Annotated in this window: 16 protein-coding genes; 4 read left to right on the top strand and 12 right to left on the bottom strand. The window is 75.2% G+C overall.

Features of this window, described 5'->3' with window-relative positions; translation table 11 throughout:
* Positions 1-7 precede the first annotated feature (7 nt).
* The 3 genes from ACI79I_RS15225 to ACI79I_RS15215 are packed head-to-tail and all read right to left on the bottom strand — an operon-like array spanning position 8 to position 3,100.
* Positions 8-958, bottom strand: coding sequence for a Gfo/Idh/MocA family protein (locus ACI79I_RS15225; protein ID WP_456993154.1), 951 nt, complete (start codon positions 956-958; stop codon positions 8-10).
* Between the two features lie 37 nt (positions 959-995).
* Positions 996-1,964: a Gfo/Idh/MocA family protein gene (locus tag ACI79I_RS15220; protein ID WP_456993153.1), complete on the bottom strand. Its 969-nt coding sequence runs from the start codon at positions 1,962-1,964 to the stop codon at positions 996-998.
* A complete protein-coding gene (locus tag ACI79I_RS15215; protein ID WP_456993152.1) occupies positions 1,961-3,100 on the bottom strand; it encodes a glycosyltransferase in 1,140 nt (379 codons plus the stop codon). The genes ACI79I_RS15220 and ACI79I_RS15215 overlap by 4 nt, the downstream gene beginning before the upstream one ends.
* Before the next feature lie 166 nt (positions 3,101-3,266).
* Between ACI79I_RS15215 and ACI79I_RS15210 the strand changes: the two genes are divergently transcribed.
* Positions 3,267-3,437, top strand: a complete 171-nt coding sequence (locus tag ACI79I_RS15210; RefSeq protein ID WP_456993151.1) for a hypothetical protein — start codon at positions 3,267-3,269, stop codon at positions 3,435-3,437.
* Between the two features lie 22 nt (positions 3,438-3,459).
* Positions 3,460-4,131, top strand: a complete 672-nt coding sequence (locus ACI79I_RS15205) for a phosphoribosyltransferase (RefSeq protein WP_456993150.1) — start codon at positions 3,460-3,462, stop codon at positions 4,129-4,131.
* Positions 4,132-4,288: 157 nt separating this feature from the next.
* Here ACI79I_RS15205 and ACI79I_RS15200 read toward each other — a convergent pair whose 3' ends face one another.
* From ACI79I_RS15200 to ACI79I_RS15190, 3 genes are read right to left on the bottom strand one after another with little or no spacing between them, the layout of a single operon-like run.
* Positions 4,289-6,382 carry a xanthine dehydrogenase family protein molybdopterin-binding subunit gene (locus ACI79I_RS15200; protein ID WP_456993149.1) on the bottom strand — a complete coding sequence of 698 codons (2,094 nt, stop codon included), beginning with the start codon at positions 6,380-6,382 and terminating at the stop codon, positions 4,289-4,291.
* Entirely contained in the window at positions 6,379-7,395 is a 1,017-nt protein-coding gene (locus ACI79I_RS15195) for an FAD binding domain-containing protein (protein WP_456993148.1), read from the bottom strand. Before ACI79I_RS15195 ends, ACI79I_RS15200 begins: the two co-directional genes overlap by 4 nt.
* On the bottom strand, positions 7,392-7,904 hold the full coding sequence (locus ACI79I_RS15190) for a 2Fe-2S iron-sulfur cluster-binding protein (RefSeq protein WP_456993147.1): 513 nt from the start codon (positions 7,902-7,904) through the stop codon (positions 7,392-7,394). The genes ACI79I_RS15195 and ACI79I_RS15190 overlap by 4 nt, the downstream gene beginning before the upstream one ends.
* Before the next feature lie 159 nt (positions 7,905-8,063).
* On the opposite strand from ACI79I_RS15190, the gene ACI79I_RS15185 reads away from it, so the two are divergent.
* Positions 8,064-9,851 carry a thiamine pyrophosphate-requiring protein gene (locus ACI79I_RS15185; RefSeq protein WP_456993146.1) on the top strand — a complete coding sequence of 596 codons (1,788 nt, stop codon included), beginning with the start codon at positions 8,064-8,066 and terminating at the stop codon, positions 9,849-9,851.
* Between the two features lie 26 nt (positions 9,852-9,877).
* Here ACI79I_RS15185 and ACI79I_RS15180 read toward each other — a convergent pair whose 3' ends face one another.
* The 6 genes from ACI79I_RS15180 to ACI79I_RS15155 all read right to left on the bottom strand — a co-directional run bounded on the left by ACI79I_RS15180 (position 9,878) and on the right by ACI79I_RS15155 (position 17,132).
* On the bottom strand, positions 9,878-10,765 hold the full coding sequence (locus tag ACI79I_RS15180) for a diacylglycerol/lipid kinase family protein (protein ID WP_456993145.1): 888 nt from the start codon (positions 10,763-10,765) through the stop codon (positions 9,878-9,880).
* A 23-nt stretch (positions 10,766-10,788) separates the two neighbouring features.
* Entirely contained in the window at positions 10,789-11,895 is a 1,107-nt protein-coding gene (locus ACI79I_RS15175) for an L-dopachrome tautomerase-related protein (RefSeq protein WP_456993144.1), read from the bottom strand.
* Positions 11,892-13,451 (bottom strand): alpha/beta hydrolase fold domain-containing protein, encoded by a 1,560-nt coding sequence (locus ACI79I_RS15170; protein WP_456993143.1) that lies wholly within the window; start codon positions 13,449-13,451, stop codon positions 11,892-11,894. Before ACI79I_RS15170 ends, ACI79I_RS15175 begins: the two co-directional genes overlap by 4 nt.
* 80 nt (positions 13,452-13,531) lie before the next feature.
* Positions 13,532-14,194 (bottom strand): hypothetical protein, encoded by a 663-nt coding sequence (locus ACI79I_RS15165; protein WP_456993142.1) that lies wholly within the window; start codon positions 14,192-14,194, stop codon positions 13,532-13,534.
* Positions 14,194-14,676, bottom strand: a complete 483-nt coding sequence (locus ACI79I_RS15160) for a hypothetical protein (protein WP_456993141.1) — start codon at positions 14,674-14,676, stop codon at positions 14,194-14,196. Before ACI79I_RS15160 ends, ACI79I_RS15165 begins: the two co-directional genes overlap by 1 nt.
* Complete coding sequence (locus tag ACI79I_RS15155) at positions 14,673-17,132, bottom strand: molybdopterin oxidoreductase family protein (RefSeq protein ID WP_456993140.1); 2,460 nt, start codon at positions 17,130-17,132, stop codon at positions 14,673-14,675. The genes ACI79I_RS15160 and ACI79I_RS15155 overlap by 4 nt, the downstream gene beginning before the upstream one ends.
* 128 nt (positions 17,133-17,260) lie before the next feature.
* Here ACI79I_RS15155 and ACI79I_RS15150 point away from each other — a divergent pair, with 128 nt between their 5' ends.
* A complete protein-coding gene (locus ACI79I_RS15150; RefSeq protein WP_456993139.1) occupies positions 17,261-17,668 on the top strand; it encodes a four-helix bundle copper-binding protein in 408 nt (135 codons plus the stop codon).
* The last annotated feature ends 32 nt before the right edge of the window (positions 17,669-17,700 follow it).

Below are 17,700 nucleotides of genomic sequence, written 5' to 3'. Positions count from 1 at the left end.
GAGCCGCTCACAGCCGCACCGTCCCGCCATCGGCGGCCGCGCCGGCCACGGCGGTGACCAGCCGGTGGGTGCGCAGCGCCTCCCGGTACGGCGTCCGGACGTCGTCGCCCTCCCCGCGGACCGCGGCGACGAACGCGCGGTCCTCGGCCTCGATCGGGTCGGCGCCCCGGTCCACCGTCCGCTCCCCCGAGGCGTCGCTGACCACCAGCTGGTGCTCGGTGAGGAACAGGCCCAGGCCCGGCGCGACCAGCTCGACCCCGATCCGGAAGCCGCGCGGGAGCAGGCAGCTGTTGGCGAAGGAGCCGACCGCGCCGCTCTCGAACCGCAGTGCCGCGGTGCAGACGTCGAGGATGTCCCCGGGTCCGTCCGGGGACCGCGAGCCGGTCGCCCAGCCCTCGGCCACCTCTCCGACGAGCACCCGGGCGACGTCGAACAGGTGGGTGGCCTGCTCGACGGTCTGCCCGCCGGAGCCTTCCTGCCGGGCCCACCAGTCGACCCGCGGCGCCTTGTCCAGCCACGCGCCCAGCACCATGCGAGCGGGGGTGCCGGCGAGCAGCTCCTGTGCCAGCTCCAGGGTGTCGAGGTGGCGCCAGTGGTAGCCGACCGCGGTCAGCAGGCCCGCGGCGTCGATCCGATCGGCCAGGCGCTCGGCGGTTGCGAGGTCGGCGGCGAGCGGCTTCTCGACGAACAGCGGCAGGCCACGGTCGACCGCGGCCTCCTCCACCGGCCCGTGCGCGTGCGGCGGCACGCAGACGTAGAGCGCGTCGAGCTCCTCGGCCTCGAGCAGGTCCTCCCACCGGGCGTACGCGGTCGCGCCCGACCGGGCGGCCAGCACCTCCGCCCGGTCGGTGCGGGGGTCGGCGATCCCGGCGACGCTCACGCCCTCGATCCCGCCCAGGGCGTCGACGTGCCGCCCGGCGATGAACCCCGCCCCGACCAGGCCGATCCTCGTCGTCACGCGGCCTCCCTGCCCGGGCCGGCCGGTCGGCAACCGCTCACCCCGGCCACACCGAGCCGCCCTCGCGCGCCGCCCGGTCGGCCGCCCACGCCAGCGCGTGGGTGCGCAGCGCCTCGGCGTAGGGCACCCGGACGCCAGGCGCCCGGCCGAGCAGGACGTCGACGAACTCCCGGTCCTCGGTGGCGATCGGGTCCTGGTCGCTGCGGACGGACTCCTCCCCGTCGGCGGTCACCACCCGCAGCGCGTGGTCGTCCAGGCTCCGCTCGGACACCTCGACCGCCCGCCCCTCGGCCACCAGCTCCAGCCCGACGGCGTGCCGCCAGCCGAGGACCCGCGCCGAGGAGATGCTGCCCACGGCACCCGAGGCGAACCGCAGCAGCGCCACCGCGGCCGTGGCGACCTCCTCCTGCGCGGCGGCGGGCCGCTCGAGCGCCGTGACCGACTCGACCTCGCCGGCGAGCAGCCGCGCCAGGTCGAAGACGTGCGTCGTCTGCTCCAGCACCTGCCCGCCCGAGCCGTCGCGGCGCGCCCACCACGGCACCCCGGGGGTCTTGTCCAGCCACGACCCGGTGACCAGCGCGGCCTCACCGACCGGCACCAGCTCCGCCGCGCGCCGCACGACGTCGAGGTGCCGCCAGTGGTACCCCACGGCCGTGGTCAGGCCGGTCCGGGCGACCTCGGCCGCGACGGCCTCAGCGGTCGCCAGGTCGAGGGCCAGCGGCTTCTCCACGAAGAAGGGCAGGCCGCGGGCGAGCGCCGCCGCCTCCAGCGGCCCGTGCGCGAACGGCGGCACGCACAGCCACACGGCGTCGAGCTCCTCGGTCTCCAGCAGCGCCGTCCCGTCGGCGTGGGAGCGGGCGCCGACGCGGGCCGCGGCCGCCTCCGCGCGGTCGCGGACGGGGTCGGCGACCGCGACCACGTCGACGTCGGGGAAGCCGGCGAGCGCGGCCAGGTGCCGGCCGGCGATGAAGCCGGTGCCGACGACCCCGACCCGCAGCCGGCTCACGTGCGGTCCCCGGCGAGGGGGCGCCCGGCTGTCATCAGGACCTCCTCGTAGACCGCCGCGGTGTCCCGGGCCATCCGCTCGCGGGTGAAGGCCGCCCGGTGCCGGCGCCGGCCCGCCGCGCCCTGCCGGTGGCGCAGGTCCGGGTCGGCGAGCAGCCGCGCCAGGGCGGCGCCGAGGGCCGCCGGGTCGCCCGGCCGGACCAGCGCCCCCGTGACGCCGTCCACGACGACCTCCTCGCTGCCGATGACGCGGGTGGCGACGACCGGCAGCCCGGCCTCCATGGCCTCCAGCGCGACCAGCGGCATCCCCTCGCACCGCGACGGGAGCACGAAGACGTCGGCGGCGGCGAGCAGCTGCCGGGCGTCGGTGCGGTGACCGGCGAACCGCACGGCCTCCCCTGCGCCGAGCCCGGCTGCCCGCTTCTCCAGGGCCTCCCGCAGGGGCCCGTCACCCACCAGGACCACCGCGAGGTCGGGGAAGCGCGCCAGCAGGGCGGGCACCGCGTCGAGCAGGTGCCACTGGCCCTTCATGTGGGTCAGCCGCCCGACGGTCATGACCACCGGGCGGTCGTGGTCCAGCCCCAGGGCCGCGCGCGCGGTGGCACGGTCGAGCCGGTCCCGGAGGGGCGCCACGCCGTTCGCGACGGTGGTGAACCGCTCCGGCGGGACGCCGATCCGCTGGTAGGTGCGCCGCAGCCCCTCGGAGACGGCGATGAGCCGGTCGACCTCCCGGATCGAACGGTGGAAGGCCCGCCGCTTGCGGGGGTGGGCCACCAGGTAGGGCAGGTGCTGGGTCTGCACCACCGCCCGGCACCCGGCGCGGTGGGCCAGCCGGACCCCGTCCCAGTCCTCGGCGCCGGTCCCGACGTGGCAGTGGAAGACGTCCACCCGGTGGGCGTCGAGGAAGCCGGTCACCACCCGCGCGAACCGCGGGTCGCGGGGGGAGGGCAGCTCCACCGTGCGGGCACCGAGCGCGGCCGCGCGGTCGAGCAACCGCCGGCCGCCCGGCGTCGGGCGCATCATGAGCGCCACCTCGGCGGCCCCGGCGTACTCGGCGAGGAGGTCCACCATGTGGGCCCCCATCCCCGACGGGTCGGTCGAGGGCGTGTAGAAGCAGATCGAACGCGGTGCGGGCACTGCTGCCCCCTGTTCGTCGGACCGGCGGTCTCCGGGGCGGGAAAGCTACCGCCGCCCGGCGGCACCCGCACGCGGAGCGGCAGCGGGCACCGCGCGCCCGTCCGTGCCGCCCGGCCGACGACCGACCGCCGTGTGAGCCGCGCCCACCAGCGGGTAGCGGACCGGCATGACCGTCGACGTCGCCCCGCACTTCTTCCTCGCCGACGGGTCGGACGTGCACAACCCCGGCACCGAGCTGCACTGGGACGACGCGGGCTACCCGGTCGTGGACGGCGACGACCCGTCGGTCCACGAGGACCTGGTGCGGCGCGCGGCCGACGCCGCACGGCGCGCCTGACGTCCACCCGCCGGGGGACACCATGGCCTCCTCGACCAAGCCCTTCGCCGACCGCACGGCCGCGGGCCGCGCGCTTGCGGGGCGCCTGGCCGACTCCGCCGCCCCGGACCTCGTCGTGCTCGGCCTGCCCCGCGGCGGGGTGGTGGTCGCCGCGGAGGTCGCTCGTGCGCTGGGCGCGACCCTCGACATCGTGACGGTCCGCAAGCTCGGCGTGCCGTGGCGGCCCGAGCTGGCGATGGGTGCGGTCGCCGCCATCGGCGAGGAGGTCGAGACGGTGCGCGAGGAGCGCGTGCTCGGCCGCGTCGACGTGGACGACGAGGCCTTCGACCGGGCCCGCGAGCGGGAGATCGCGGAGCTGCGCCGGAGGGAGGCCGCCTATCGGGGGGACCGGCCGGCCACCCCCCTCTCCGGGCGGCCGGTGGTCGTGGTGGACGACGGCCTGGCCACCGGGTCGACCATGCGCGCCGCCCTCGCCGCCGCCCGCCGGCAGGCTCCCGCCCGGCTCACCGTCGCCGTGCCGGTCGCCTCACCGTTCGCCTGCCAGCGGATCGCGAGCGAGGTGGACGAGGTCGTCTGTCTCTGGGCTCCGTCCTCGTTCGCCGCGGTCGGCCAGGGCTACGACGACTTCCGCGCCACCACCGACGACGAGGTGCGCGCGGCGCTGGCCGAGGGCCGCGGGGCGTCCGGGGGGTGACACGGGTCCAGCGGCCCCGACCACGCCGCGATCAGCACCCTCCCGTCCAGCGGGCGCATGCAGACCCAGGACGCACGTGTGGGAGTCGAGGGGGACCGGCTGTGCGTCACCACCGAGATCCACCGCTGGGAGTTCGAGGCCCTGGGGTGGTCCCCTCTCAGGGGAGGGCGGGCAGCAACTCGTCGAGGGTCACCGGCAGGTGCCGGACCCGGACGCCGGTGGCGCGGTGGACGGCGTTCACGACCGCCGCGGCGGTGCCGACGATGCCGATCTCGCCGATGCCCTTGGTGCCCATCGCGTTGACGTACGGGTCGTGCTCGTCGAGCCAGTGCGCCTGCACGTCGCCGACGTCGGCGTTGACCGCGACGTGGTACTCGGCGAGGTCGTGGTTGGCGACCTGGCCGATGCGAGGGTCCCAGACACTGGTCTCGTGCAGGGCCATGGACAGCCCCATGGTCATCCCGCCGATGAACTGGGACCGGGCGGTCCGCGGGTTGATGACCCGGCCGGCGGCGAAGACGCCGTACAGCCGCGGCACGCGGAGCTCGCCGGTGTCGACGTGCACCCGGACCTCCACGAACTGCGCCCCGAAGGCGTAGGCAGCGTGGTCCTCGTCCTGGGCGGCCTGGTCCACGCTGTTCTCGGCCTCGTCGCCGTCGGCGGGGTCGCGGCCGTGCTTGTCGCGGAACGTGCGGGCCGCCTCCACGACCGCCGACCCCCAGGTGTTCATGCCGGAGGAGCCGCCGGCCACCGACGCCTTGGGGTAGCGGGTGTCGCCGATGCGCACGTCGACGTCCTCCACCGGCACGCCGAGCGCGTCCGCGGTGATCTGCGGCAGCGTCGTCCAGGTCCCGGTGCCGAGGTCCGCGGCGCCGATCTCGGCGACGTAGCGGCCACCTTCGAAGCGGATGAGCGCCACCGAGTCGGCCATCCGCATCGTCGGGTAGACCGACGACGCCACGCCGGTGCCGACCAACCAATCGCCGTCCCGGTGCCGCGGCGGCGGCCGGTCGGCCCAGCCGAACCGCTGCGCCCCCTCGCGCAGGCACTCCACGAGGTGCCGGCTCGACCACGGCTTGCCCGTCTCCGGGTCGACCTCGGGCTCGTTGCGGATGCGCAGCAGGATAGGGTCCATGCCCAGGGCCTCGGCGAGCTCGTCGAGCGCGACCTCGGGACCGAACATGCCCGGGCACTCCCCCGGCGCGCGCATCCAGGAGGGCACCGGCACGTCGAGGGCGGCCAGCCGGTGCGTCGTCCTCCGGTTGGGCGAGGCGTACATCATCCGGGTGGGGACGCCGGTCTGTTCGGCGAACTCCTTGATCCGCGACGTCTGCTCGACGACGTCGATCGCGATAGCCGACAGCCGGCCACTCCGGTCAGCGGCCACCTGGACCCGCTGGATGGTGGGCGTCCGGTAGCCGGCGAGGGAGAACATCTGCTGCCTGGTCAGCGCGAGCCGGACCGGCCGGCCCGGCACCGCGCGCGCCGCCATCGCGGCGAGGACGACGTGGACGTGCGGCTCCCCCTTGGAGCCGAACCCGCCCCCGACGTAGGGACAGACGACCCGGACCCGCTCCTCCTCGAGACCGAACACCCCGGCCACGGCCGCGCGGGCGGGGTGGACGCCCTGGGTGGAGTCCCAGAGGGTGAGCGGCACGTCCTCGGCCGGGGCCCACAGCGCGGTCGTGGCGTGCGGCTCGAGCGGGTTGTTGTGGTACATCGCCGTCGTGTAGGTCTGCTCGACCGTCACGTCGGCCGAGGCCATCGCCGCGGCGACGTCGCCCTCGGCGGTGTCGGTCTCGAAGGAGGGGTTGACCTTCTCCGGCGCGTACAGGTCCGGGCGGTCGACCGACAGCGCGCTGTCGTGCGGCTGCTCGGCGTACGTGACCCCGACCAGGTCGGCGGCCTGCCGGGCCAGCTCCGAGGTCTCGGCGACCACCAGGCCGACCGGCCGGCCGCGGAAGGGCACCTCGTCGCTCTGCAGGACGGCGAGCTCGGCGTCGTCGGTGGAGGCCAGCCGCTCGGCATTCGACACGGTGAGGACGGCGAGGACGCCGTCGAGCGCCTCGGCGGCGGTCGTGTCCACCGCGGTGACCCGGCCGCGGGCGACGGTGGCCTGGACGGGGTACGCGTAGGCGGGCCGCTCCACCGGGGTCTCGTAGGCGTAGGTCGCCGTCCCCCGCACCTTGGCGACGCCGTCGCGCCGGACGAGGTCCCGGCCGATGGCCCGCGGTTCGAGCAGGTCGGTCATGCCGGCTCCTCCGGTGCGAGGTCGCGCAGGGTGGCGGCGACCGTGCGGGTCACCAGGGGGATCTTGAAGCCGTTGCCGCCGTCGAGCCCCGGCTGCGGCTGGGCGGCGGCCAGCTCGGCCTCCATCGCGGCGCGCACGGCGTCCCCGGTGAGCGGGCCCCCGCGCAGCAGCTCCTCGGCACGGCCGGCCCGCCAGGGCTTGTGGGCCACCCCGCCGAGCGCGATGCGGACGTCGTCCCCGGCCACGACCGCCGCCACCGACACCAGGGCGAAGGCGTAGGAGGCGCGGTCGCGCACCTTGCGGTAGGCCGACCCGGCGCCGGGCGGCAGCGGGGGCAGGTCGATCGCGGTGACCAGCTCCCCGTGCTCGAGCACCGTGTCCCGGGAGGGGTCGTCGCCGGGCAGCCGGTGCAGGTCGACGAACGGGACGACGCGCGCGCCGGCCGGGCCCTGCACGTGCACCCGGGCGTCGAGCGCGGCCAGCGCCACGGCCATGTCCGACGGGTGGGTGGCGATGCAGGTCTCCGGCGCCGTGGCGTCGGGCAGCGCCGCCGGGACGCCGAGGACCGCGTGGTAGCGGGTGTAGCCGCCGACCGCCGAGCACCCGCTGCCCGGCTCCCGCTTGTTGCACGGGGTCGTGACGTCCTGGAAGTACACGCACCGGGTCCGCTGCAGCGGGTTGCCCCCGGTGGTGGCCAGGTTGCGCAGCTGCCCGTTGGCGCCGGCCAGCAGCGCCTGGGCGAGCACCGGGTACCGCTCGCGGACCCGCCGGTCGGCGGCGAGCTCGCTGTTGGTCACGGCCGCGCCGACGCGCAGCCCACCGTCCTCGGTGTCGGTGACCTCCCGGGAGGTCAGCCGGCGGACGTCGACGACGAGGTCGGGGCGGGCGACCCCGAGCTTGAGGTGGTCGACGAGGTTGGTGCCCCCGCCCAGGAAGACGGCGGCGGGCTCGGCGGCGACGGTCCGCACGGCCTCGGCGACGTCGGCCGGGCGGGCGTAGGCGAACGGCTTCACGCGCTCGTCCCGCCCGCCTGCTGCACCGCCGGGACGATGTTCGCGTAGGCGCCGCAGCGGCACAGGTTGCCGCTCATCCGCTCGGCCACCTCGGCCGGGGTCAGCTCCGGGTCGGCGGTCAGGTCCGGGCTCGCGGAGCTGGGCCAGCCGCGCCGGACCTCGTCGAGCAGGCCGACGGCCGAGCACACCTGGCCCGGCGTGCAGTAGCCGCACTGGAAGGCGTCGCGGTCGAGGAAGGCCTGCTGCACCGGGTGCAGCTCCCCCTCCGGGGCCAGCCCGTCCGCGGTCGTGACCTCCGCGCCGTCGTGCGCGACGGCCAGTGCCAGGCAGCTGAGCGCCCGCTCGCCGTCCAGCAGGACCGTGCAGGCGCCGCACTGGCCGTGGTCGCACCCCTTCTTCGGGCTGGGGTTGCCCAGCCGCTCCCGGAGCGCGTCCAGGAGCGTGGTCCTGGTGTCGACGGTCAGCCGGCGGCGCGCGCCGTCGACCGTCAGGGTGACCTCGGCGTCCATGGCGCGGCACTGCCCGTGCAACGGGCGCTGACAAACCCGCCGCGCCGGACGGATCCCCGGCGAGCGGTGCGGAGCCGGTCGTCCGGGTAGGGGGCACCGCATGGGACCCGTCGCTGCTCGCTGTTCCGCACCCTCCCGGCTCCGTGGGGAGGCGGCGACGTGAGCGAGCGCCTGGCCGCCGACGTCGTCGTCGAGCGCCTCCGGCAGTGGGGCGTGCCCCGGGTCTTCGGTTACTCCGGCGACGGCATCAACGCCGTCATGGGCGCGCTGCGCCGGGCCGGGGAGCCGGAGTTCGTGCAGGCGCGTCACGAGGAGGCCGCGGCGTTCATGGCCGTCGGGCACGCCAAGTACACCGGCGGGGTCGGCGTCGTCCTGTCGACGCAGGGCCCGGGCGCGGTGCACCTGCTCACCGGCCTCTACGACGCCAAGCTCGACGGCGTCCCCGTCGTCGCGCTCATGGGCCAGCAGCAGCGCACGGCCCTGGGCTCGGAGTACCAGCAGGAGATCGACCTGCTCGGCCTGGTGAAGGACGTCGCCGCGCAGTACGCCCAGACGGTGACGACGGCCGAGCAGCTGCCGCTCGTCCTCGACCGGGCGTTCCGCACCGCGCTGGCGACCCGCTCCCCCACGGTCGTCGTCCTCCCCCACGACGTGCAGCAGCTGCCGGCCCCGGAGCCCGACCAGGAGCACGGCGTGGTGGTGACCGCGCCGACCTGGCGGCAGGGGCGCGTCCTCCCCCACGACGAGGACCTGCGCGCCGCCGCGGACGTGCTGAACGCCGGGCAGCGGGTGGCGCTGCTCGTAGGCCAGGGCGCCCGGACCGCGCGCGAGGAGGTGCTCGCCGTGGCGGAGCGGCTCGGCGCCGGGATCGCCACCAGCCTGCTGGGCAAGCCGCACGTCGAGGAGACCCACCCCCTCGCCGCCGGGGTCATGGGCCACCTGGGGACGACGGCCAGCGGCGTCGTGCTCGGGAACTGCGACACCCTGCTGATGGTCGGCACCAACGACCCGTGGACGGAGTTCTACCCGCCGCCGGGGCAGGCCCGCGCCGTGCAGATCGACCTCGACGGCCGGCACCTGGGCGACCGCTATCCGCTCGAGGTGCCCCTGCTGGGCGACGCCGCTGAGACGCTGGGCGCCCTCCTGCCGCTGCTGGACGAACGGGGGGAGACGCCGTGGCGGGCCGAGGTCGAGGGCGCCGTCCGCTCCTGGCGGGAGCTGTCCCAGCAGCGGGCGCGGACCCCGGCCGAGCCGGTCAACCCCGAGCTGGTGGTGGCCGAGCTCAGCCCGCGGCTGCCCGCCGACGCGCAGGTCGCCGTCGACGTCGGGTCGGTGACCTGCTGGTACGCCCGGCACCTGCGGCTGCCCGAGGGCGTGCCGGCCCACCTGTCGAGCACCCTGGCCTCGATGGGCTGCTCGGTCCCCTACGGGCTGGCCGCCAAGCTCGCCGAGCCCGGCCGGCCGGTGGTGGCACTCAGCGGCGACGGCGCGATGCAGATGCTGGGCAACGCGGAGCTGGTCACCGTGGCGCACCGCTGGCGGCAGTGGGCCGACCCGCGGTTCGTCGTCTGCGTGCTGCACAACCGCGACCTCGCCGAGGTCACCTGGGAGCAGCGGGAGATGGAGGGCGACCCCCGGTTCGACGAGAGCCAGTCCCTGCCCGACTTCCCCTACGCCGGCTACGCCGACCTGCTGGGGCTCACCGGCATCCGGGTGACCGACCCCGGGGAGCTCGGGCCGGCCTGGGAGCGGGCGCTGTCGGCCGACCGGCCGGTCGTCCTGGATGTCCTGGTGGACCCCGACGTGCCGCTGCTGCCGCCGTTCCCGGCCGGCGAGGCGAAGCTGGGGTCCTTCCGCGCCGGGCTGGCGCAGGAGGGTCCGTCCGGCGAGCACGCCCGGCAGCTGCTCGACACCTACGCCGACCAGGAGCGGGACGCGGTGCCCTGACCGGCTGTCACCCGGCCGGCTGCCGCTCAGCCGGCGGTGAGGACCGACCAGGCAGCGGACTGCACCCGCCACGTCCGGGACGAGACCGGGTCCCCGAGCTCACCGTCCGCGTCGAGCGTGACCGGCCCCCCGGCGACCGTCACCGCCCGGCCCCGCGCGACGACGACGTCGTCGCGCTCCACGTGCCGGCCGCGCAGCAGAGCCAGCGCGAAGGCGGCCCGGGCCAGCGGGCCGGTCGCCGTGCAGACGACCACGTCGGCGAGACCGTCGTCCGGCCGCGCGTCCGGCGCGAGGGGCCGCCCCCCGCCGATCGTCGGCCCGTTGCACACCGCGGCCACGAGGACCCGCGAGCCCGGGGCCGTGACGGCGTGTCCGTCGACCTCGACCCTGAGGTCCCACCCGGTCGTCGTCAGGCCGGCGAGCACCGCCCCGACCGGGAAGGATGCCCGTTTCAGCACGGGTTTGACCCGGGCCGCCGCGGCGTAGGCGCGTGGCCCGACCCCGGCGTGGACGGCGTTGAGCACGAGCCCTCCGGCGTCGTCACGGAGCAGGTCCAGCCGCCGGGGGACGCCGGTGACCACCACAGCGGCGGCCGTGACGGGGTCGAGCGGCAGCCGGAGGGCCCGGGCGAGGTCGTTGCCCGTGCCGAGCGGGACCAGCCCGATCGGCTCGGCCGGGTCCAGCTGTCCGGCGCGGTCGAGCGCACGCACCACCGCGTGCACGGAGCCGTCCCCGCCCACGACCACCGGCCGCCGCTCGCCGCGGGCGGCGACCGCGGCGTCGAGCTCGGCCTCGTCCCCGGTCGCGGCGACCTCCACCTCGGCGTGCCGGCGCAGCTCGGCCACGGCCGCGGCCACCGCGTCGTCGTCGGCGGTGCCCGCCGACCGGTTGACGACCACCAGCAGCTGACGCATCCCGCAGTCCTACCCCGGCCCGCTCAGCGCAGCCGCACCGGACCCGCGTCGATCGGCGTCCGGAGCAGCACGTAGGGCCGGCGACGCTGGTCCTCCCCACCCCGGTACTTCTCCTGCCGGTGGAGCTGGTTGGCCGTGACGTACAGGTGGCCGTCAGCGGCGACGGACATGGTGTCGGGCCACAGCAGTCGCGGGTCGTGGACGACGGTCTCCCACGTCCCGTCCGGCAGCCGGCGGTGGATGGCGTCGTGCTCGCCGTCGGTGACGTAGAGGCGACCGGCTTCGTCGATCTCCAGCCCGTCGCTGACGCAGCCCTTGTCGCCCTCGTCGACCACCGTCGCGGCGACCGCGGCGTCGTCGAGCGACCGGTCGGCCAGCGCGTCGACCGAGACGCTGTACCACCGGCGCCCGGCCAGCGGGCAGTAGAAGAGCCGCTCGCCGTCGGCGGAGATGGCGATGCCGTCGGCGCCCATCCGCACCGGCGAGGTGCTGCCGTCCGGCGAGCGCTCGCAGAACTCCTGGCCCTCGACGACCATCCGCAGGTCGGGCGGGGTGACCGCCTTGGTCGACGGGTGCTCGTGCAGCCGCCGCCAGGGCTCGCCGCTCGCCAGGTCCACCACGATGACGCCGTTGGGCCCTTGGTCGGACGAGTCGGTGATGAACGCCGTCCCGGCCTCACCGCGACGCAGGTCGAACCGGACGTCGTTGAGGTAGGTCGTCGGCAGCGCCACGTCGGTCGGGAAGAGGATCGTCCGCACCACGGTGTCGGTGGTCAGGTCGACGCAGACGAGTTTCGGGCCGCCGTGCTCGGTGGGCTGGAACATCGGCGACCCGGTGTCCAGGACCCACAGCCGGTCGGCCGGGTCGACCACGACGCTCTGGACCGACACGAACCGCTCGGGGTCGGCGTCGCTCACGTTGTCGTTCTGCTGCTGGCTCGGGTACGCCACCACCTCGCCGTCCCGGAGCTCCCCCACCGTGAACCCGACGTCGTCGCCCCACTTCGGGTAGCAGACGAACACCCGGCCGGTGTGCGAGACGGTCACGCCGGTGGGCATCGCCCCGTCGAAGAGGTGGACGACCTCGAGCTCGCCGAGCGTCTCATCGGTGGCGATCCGGTCGGCGGTCACGCGCCGGTCCCGGCGAAGGCACGGGTGAGGTGCGCCGCTGCCTCCTGCTGGGCCTGCTCCGCCTCGTCGAGGACGGCGGCGGCGCCGAAGAACTCGTGCATGACACCGACGTGGTGACGGTGCATCGTCGGGACGCCGGCGGCCTCGAGCCTCCGGGCGAACTCCTGGCCCTGGCTGCGGAGGACGTCGCGCTCGTCGGTGATGACGAGCGTGGGCGGCATCAGCGTCAGCTGGTCCGGGGTCCAGCCCAGCAGGTCGACGCGGGGGTCGGTGGCGGCCTCGGGCACACCCTGGAAGGCGTGCATCGCCATCCACGACAGCAGCGGCAGGTTCAGCGGCCGGGCGTCGGCGGCGTCGGTCATCGACTCGCCGTACTGCTCGGCCGTGGTGAGCGGGTAGACGGCGATCACTGCGCTCGGCACCGGCTCCCCGGCCTGCGCCAGCTGCAGCGTGGTGGCCAGGGCCATGGTCCCGCCGACGGACTCCCCGCCGATCGCGATCCGGGCGGGGTCACCGCCGAGCTCGGCGGCGTGCTGCACGGTCCACCGGTAGGCGGCCAGGACATCGTCGTGCGACGCCGGGAAGACCGCCTCCGGAGCCCGGCGGGGGTCGGGGCTGACGACGATCGCGCCGGTCTTGGTGCACACGCCCCTGCAGGAGGCGTCGTAGGTGTCGATGTCGAACAGCACCCAGCCGCCGCCGTGGACCCACACGACGACCGGCAGCGGGCCGGACCCGGCGTCGGCGGGTTTGTAGACCCGCAGCCGCATCTGCCCAGCGGCCGCGTCCGGGACGGTGAGGTCCTCGACGGAGCCCACGGGCTCGGGGCCCTCGATGCCGCGGTCCGCCATGACTCTCTTCACGGCGTCGTCGGGGCCGGGCTGCCTGCGGGCCTCGTCGGGCTCGAGGATCTCGAACGGCAACGGCCCGAGCGAGGAGTGCGCGTCGACGATCGCCTGCGCCTGCGGGTTCAGCAGGCCCGACGGGTCGGTGCCCAGCTCCTGCTCCCTGCCCGACAGCAGGTCGCGGACCACGTCCAGCGGCTTGGCCAGCATGCCGGCGAGCCGCTCGGCGACGCCCTCTTCCGGGGCGTGTGGGTGCGGCCGCGTCGGCGCCTGCCGCTTGGCGGCGAGGAACTGCCCGCCGAGCTCGGCCATCCGCTCCGCCCCGGCCTTGGACCGGAACTCCGGCAGCTCCTCGTCCTCCTCGTCGTGGACGTGGTGGCGGGTGACCTCGATCAGCTCCGTCAGCGCCTGCTCGAACTCCGGCTCACCCGGCTCGGTGCGGTCGAGGACGACGAGGTGCTCCTTGATCTCCTGGTGCTCGTGCTCGGCGTCGTCGTGCTCGTCGGTCATGCCGACCTCGGGCCAGATCGGGTAGAGGACCACCTCCTCGGCGAAGGCGTGCAGCGCCAGCTCGAAGGAGATCTGGTCGACCAGGACCCGCCGGTTGCCGCGGCCGGCCTCGAGGTGCTGGAACTGCCGCTCGACGACGGCGTGGTCATCGGCGATCAGGTGGTCGATGTCGCCGGGTTGGGTCGGGTACTGCAGGGCCACGAGGCCTCCACTGTTCGGTTGCGCACGATCAGTTGTGCAGGTCATCACCCGTGTCCCCCGTTCCCACGCCCCGAACGAGGTCAGAGCTGCGGACGGACGCCCGCCTCCCGGGCCAGCGCGGCGGAGGTCACCGGGCCCTGCCCCGCCACGGCGGCGCGGCCGGCGCCGCGGCGGCCCAGGGGCAGGACGGTGCGGCCCTCACTCCCCTCCAGTTCCAGCGCCAGCGCCGCGTACAGCGCCAGTACCCCGAGCGCGAGACCGACCCACCCGGCGGCCGTCTGCCAGGCCGCTGACCCGGTCAGGTGGGCGGCACCGGTGACGGCGAACCGGATGCCGGCCAGGCACATGACCGCGGCGGGGACGAGCTTGCTCGCCGCGGCAGCGGCGGCCGGCACCTGCATGGTCACCCCGGCGGTCACCAGCAGGACGCCGAGGCCCGCGCTGGTGGCACCCGGGGGTGAGGTGAGTGTGGTGAGGGCGACGACGGCCCACGTGCCGGTCAGCACGCCCATCCCGGTGGCCGCCACCGGGTCGCGCGCGAGGAACCCGACGACCGCCGCGGTGAGTTGTAGGGGCACCGTCGCCGCCAGGGCGGTCAACCCGGCGACGCGCCCCTGGTCGGGCGGGACCCAGCCCAGCTGGACCGCCGCGAAGACGACGGTGGCCAGGGTCAGGGCCAGGAAACCCAGCGGGAGCGGGGTCGCGACCGGGCGCAGGACCACGCGGGTGGCGGGCTCCGCCATCAGCTGACCAGGGCCTGGGTCGCGGACTCCTTGAGCTTGGCGTTGGCCCAGCGCATCTGCCGCAGCGTGTCGGGGTGGCACCGCCGCGCCAGCTCGAACAGCTCCCGCTGCCGCGCCCCCTGGGAAGCCTGGGCCAGCAGCTCCCAGTCCAGCGACACCCCGGCGGCCTCCCGGTGCACGTGCCGCAGGTCGGCGAGCAGCAGCAGGCCCGGCTCGGGCCGGCGGCCGAACAGGTCCGAGGCCGCCTGCTGGACCCGCTCGAGGATGCCGGGCTCCCCCCGGGGTTCCGGATCCAGGTCCAGGCCGTGGTCGCTGCCGATCCGGGCCAGCTCGGTGACGTGCCGCTGCGACCAGCCGGCGATGTCGCGGGCGACGTAGAAGACCTCGTGGTCGGCCTTGTGCCGGTCCGAGATCGCGAGCAGGACCCGTGCCAGGTGGTTCTCCGACCGGTGCAGCTCCTCGATCGCCAGGTGCAGCTTCACCGCGCACCTCCCTCGACCAGCTCCTCGACGGCCTCGGCATCCGAGCCGCCGCGGGTGGCCGGCACCCCTCTCGCCACCGGCCGGGAGCCGGTGGTGGTGGGCGCGGGGGCGGGGCCGGTGGCCTCGGCGAGCCGGGTGACCGCGGCGGCGGCGGTCTTGAAGACCGGCTGCTTGGAGCAGGCGTCCCAGTCGGTGAGGGTGAGCTCGTTGGCCGCGCGCCCGCCCTCCCCCGAGGGCTCGGAGCCTCCTGGTTCGTCCCAGTAGCCGTAGTGGAACGGCAGGAACACCACACCCGGCCGGATGCCGCTGATCCGCAGCCGGCCCTGCACCCGGCCCCGGGGCGTGGCGACCTCGAGCAGGTCGCCCTCGCCCCACCCGCGGTCGGCCGCGTCGGAGGCGGCCATCTCGACCCAGACCTCGGGGGCGGCGGCCTGCAGCTGTGGCGCGCGGCCGGTCTTGGTGCGGGTGTGGAAGTGGTAGAGGGTCCGGCCGGTGATCAGCTGGAACGGGAACTGCTCGCTGGGCAGCTCGTGGGGCGGCAGGTACTCGGCGGCCTTGAGGACCGCCTTGCCGGTGGGGTTCAGCGCCCGGTACTCGGTCTCGTCCAGCGGCGCGCCGGTGACCAGGTCGCGGCCGTAGCTCTCGCAGTAGGACGGCTCGGCCCAGAACTGCCCGTCGACGTAGATGCGCTCGGTGCCGTCGGGGTGCTCGTCGGTGCACGGCCACTGGATGCCGCTGCCGCCGCGCAGCTTGTCGTAGGACAGGCCGGTGTAGTCGCACGGCCGCCCGCGGCTGCACTCCTTCCAGCCCTCGAACGCGCCCTCCGGGTCGGTCCACTTGACCAGCGGGGCGCCGTCCTTGTCCTCCAGGCCGAGGCGGTGGGCGAAGTCGATGAGGATGTCCAGGTCCGGGCGGGCCTCGCCGGGCGGGTCGACGGCCTTCTCCGACAGGTGCACGGTGCGGTCGACGTTGGTGAAGGTGCCGGTCTTCTCGCCCCACGTGGCCGCGGGCAGGACGACGTCGGCCAGCTGCGCGGTCTCGGACAGGAAGATGTCCTGGACGACGAGGAACAGCCGGTCCTGGCTCAGCAGCTCGCGCACCCGCCGCAGCTCCGGCAGGGAGACCGCGGGATTGGTGCAGGTGACGTAGAAGAACCGGATCGAGCCCTCCTCGATGTAGCGCAGCTGCTGCATGATGTGGGTGGGCGGTGAGTAGTGCGGGATGTCCATCGGGTCGACGTTCCACACCCGCGCCAGGTCGGCCACGTGCGCCTCGTTGCTCCAGTTGCGGAACGCCGGGAGGTCGCCGTCGGCGCCGGCCTCCCGGGTGTTCTGCGCGGTGGGCTGGCCGTTCATCTGCAACAGGCCGCAGCCGGGGCGGCCGAGCATGCCGCGCACGATGTGCACGTTGTTCACCTGGACGGCGGCCGCGGTGGCCTGGTGGGACTGGTAGAAGCCCTGCAGCACGGTGGACACCAGCCGCTGCGCGGTGCCGATGAGCCGCGCGGCCTCGCGGATCTGCGCCACCGGGACGTCGCACACCTCGGCGGCCACCTCGGGCGGGTAGTCCTCCACCCGCTTCTCGAGCTCCTCGAAGCCGACGGCGTGCGCCGCCACGTAGCCGGAGTCGACCCAACCGTTGGCGACGATCTCGTGCAGCAGCGCGTTCATGAGCATCACGTTCGTGCCCGGCCGTGGCGCGAGGTGGACCGTGGCCACCCGGGCGACCGGGGTCTCGCGTGGGTCGACGCAGACGATCGCCGGCGGGTTCGGGCCGGCCAGCCGGTCCAGGACGCGGGTCCACAGCACCGTCTGGGTCTCGGCCATGTTGTGCCCGTACAGGCAGATGACGTCGGCGGAGTCGAGGTCGGTGTAGGACCCCGGCTGCCCGTCGGAGGCGAACGACTCCTTGAGCGCGGCCGCCGCGGTGGCCGTGCACAGCCGGGTGTTGCCGTCGACGTGGTTGGTGCCGATGCCGCCGTGGGCGATCAGCCCCAGCGTGTAGTACTCCTCCAGGAACAGCTGCCCGGTCGTGTAGAAGGCGATCGAGCTGGGGCCGCGCTCGTCGAGCAGCTCGCGGCAGCGGCCGGCGACGGCGTCCATCGCGGTGTCCCAGTCGCACTCCACCAGATCGCCGTCCCGCCGGACCAGGGGACGGGTGAGTCGGTCCGGTGAGTTGTTGGCCTGCCAGCCGAACAGGTCCTTCGGGCCCAGCCGACCGTGGTTGACCCGGTCCACCGCCCGGCCCCGGACGCCGACGATCCGGCCGTCCTTGACCGCCATGTCGTAGGCGTCCCCGTTGGAGTGCAGGATCGACGCAGTCTGGACCCAGCGGTCCACGTCGTCCTCGGTCAGCCCATCGGCCAGATAGGAGTCCACCCGCGTCGGCCAGGTCTCCCCCGGCCCGTACGGTGTGCGACTCCCCCACGGCTCGGCGATCCGGTCGGTGCGCGGCATGGCCGGTGCCCTACCCGAGGAGGCCGCCGCTCCCACCTGGGCAGATGACGGCTCGATGACGTCATGCGTCCCGGCGGGCGTCCGGGGTACCGACACGTGCACGGACCGAGCACGACGAGAGGACAGCCATGACCGTTGCCGGACAGATGCTCGAGACGTACCCGAAGGACCTCGGCGGGGTCGACCGGGAGAAGCTGCGCGCCTGCATCGAGGCCTGCGTCGAGTGCGCGCAGGCGTGCACGGCGTGCGCCGACGCCTGCCTGAGCGAGGACTCGGTCGCCGAGCTCACGAAGTGCATCCGCACCAACGCCGACTGCGCCGACGTGTGCGACGCCACCGGCCGGGTGCTCTCGCGGCACACCGGCTACGACGCGAACCTCACCCGCGCGGTGCTGGAGGCCTGTGCCGCCGCCTGCAAGGCGTGCGGTGACGAGTGCGCGCGCCACGCGGAGATGCACGAGCACTGCCGCGTCTGCGCGGAGTCCTGCCGCCGCTGCGAGCAGGCCTGCCGCGACCTGGTCGGCTCCCTCGGGTGACCTACCCCCGGGGGCGGGGACGGTCGTCCCCG

This window comes from Geodermatophilus sp. SYSU D01105 (assembly GCF_054050095.1).
The sequence above is the reverse complement of the archived record's forward strand: the minus strand, read 5'-3'. Positions and strand labels throughout refer to the sequence as shown.

Excerpts from the sequence above, each read along its gene's own strand:
- ACI79I_RS15165 (WP_456993142.1), bottom strand. The coding sequence starts at position 14,194 with ATGGCGGAGCCCGCCACCCGCGTGGTCCTGCGCCCGGTCGCGACCCCG.
- ACI79I_RS15150 (WP_456993139.1), top strand. The coding sequence starts at position 17,261 with ATGACCGTTGCCGGACAGATGCTCGAGACGTACCCGAAGGACCTCGGC.
- ACI79I_RS15180 (WP_456993145.1), bottom strand. The coding sequence starts at position 10,765 with ATGCGTCAGCTGCTGGTGGTCGTCAACCGGTCGGCGGGCACCGCCGAC.
- ACI79I_RS15210 (WP_456993151.1), top strand. The coding sequence starts at position 3,267 with ATGACCGTCGACGTCGCCCCGCACTTCTTCCTCGCCGACGGGTCGGAC.
- ACI79I_RS15200 (WP_456993149.1), bottom strand. The coding sequence starts at position 6,382 with ATGACCGACCTGCTCGAACCGCGGGCCATCGGCCGGGACCTCGTCCGG.
- ACI79I_RS15205 (WP_456993150.1), top strand. The coding sequence starts at position 3,460 with ATGGCCTCCTCGACCAAGCCCTTCGCCGACCGCACGGCCGCGGGCCGC.
- ACI79I_RS15190 (WP_456993147.1), bottom strand. The coding sequence starts at position 7,904 with ATGGACGCCGAGGTCACCCTGACGGTCGACGGCGCGCGCCGCCGGCTG.
- ACI79I_RS15155 (WP_456993140.1), bottom strand. The coding sequence starts at position 17,132 with ATGCCGCGCACCGACCGGATCGCCGAGCCGTGGGGGAGTCGCACACCG.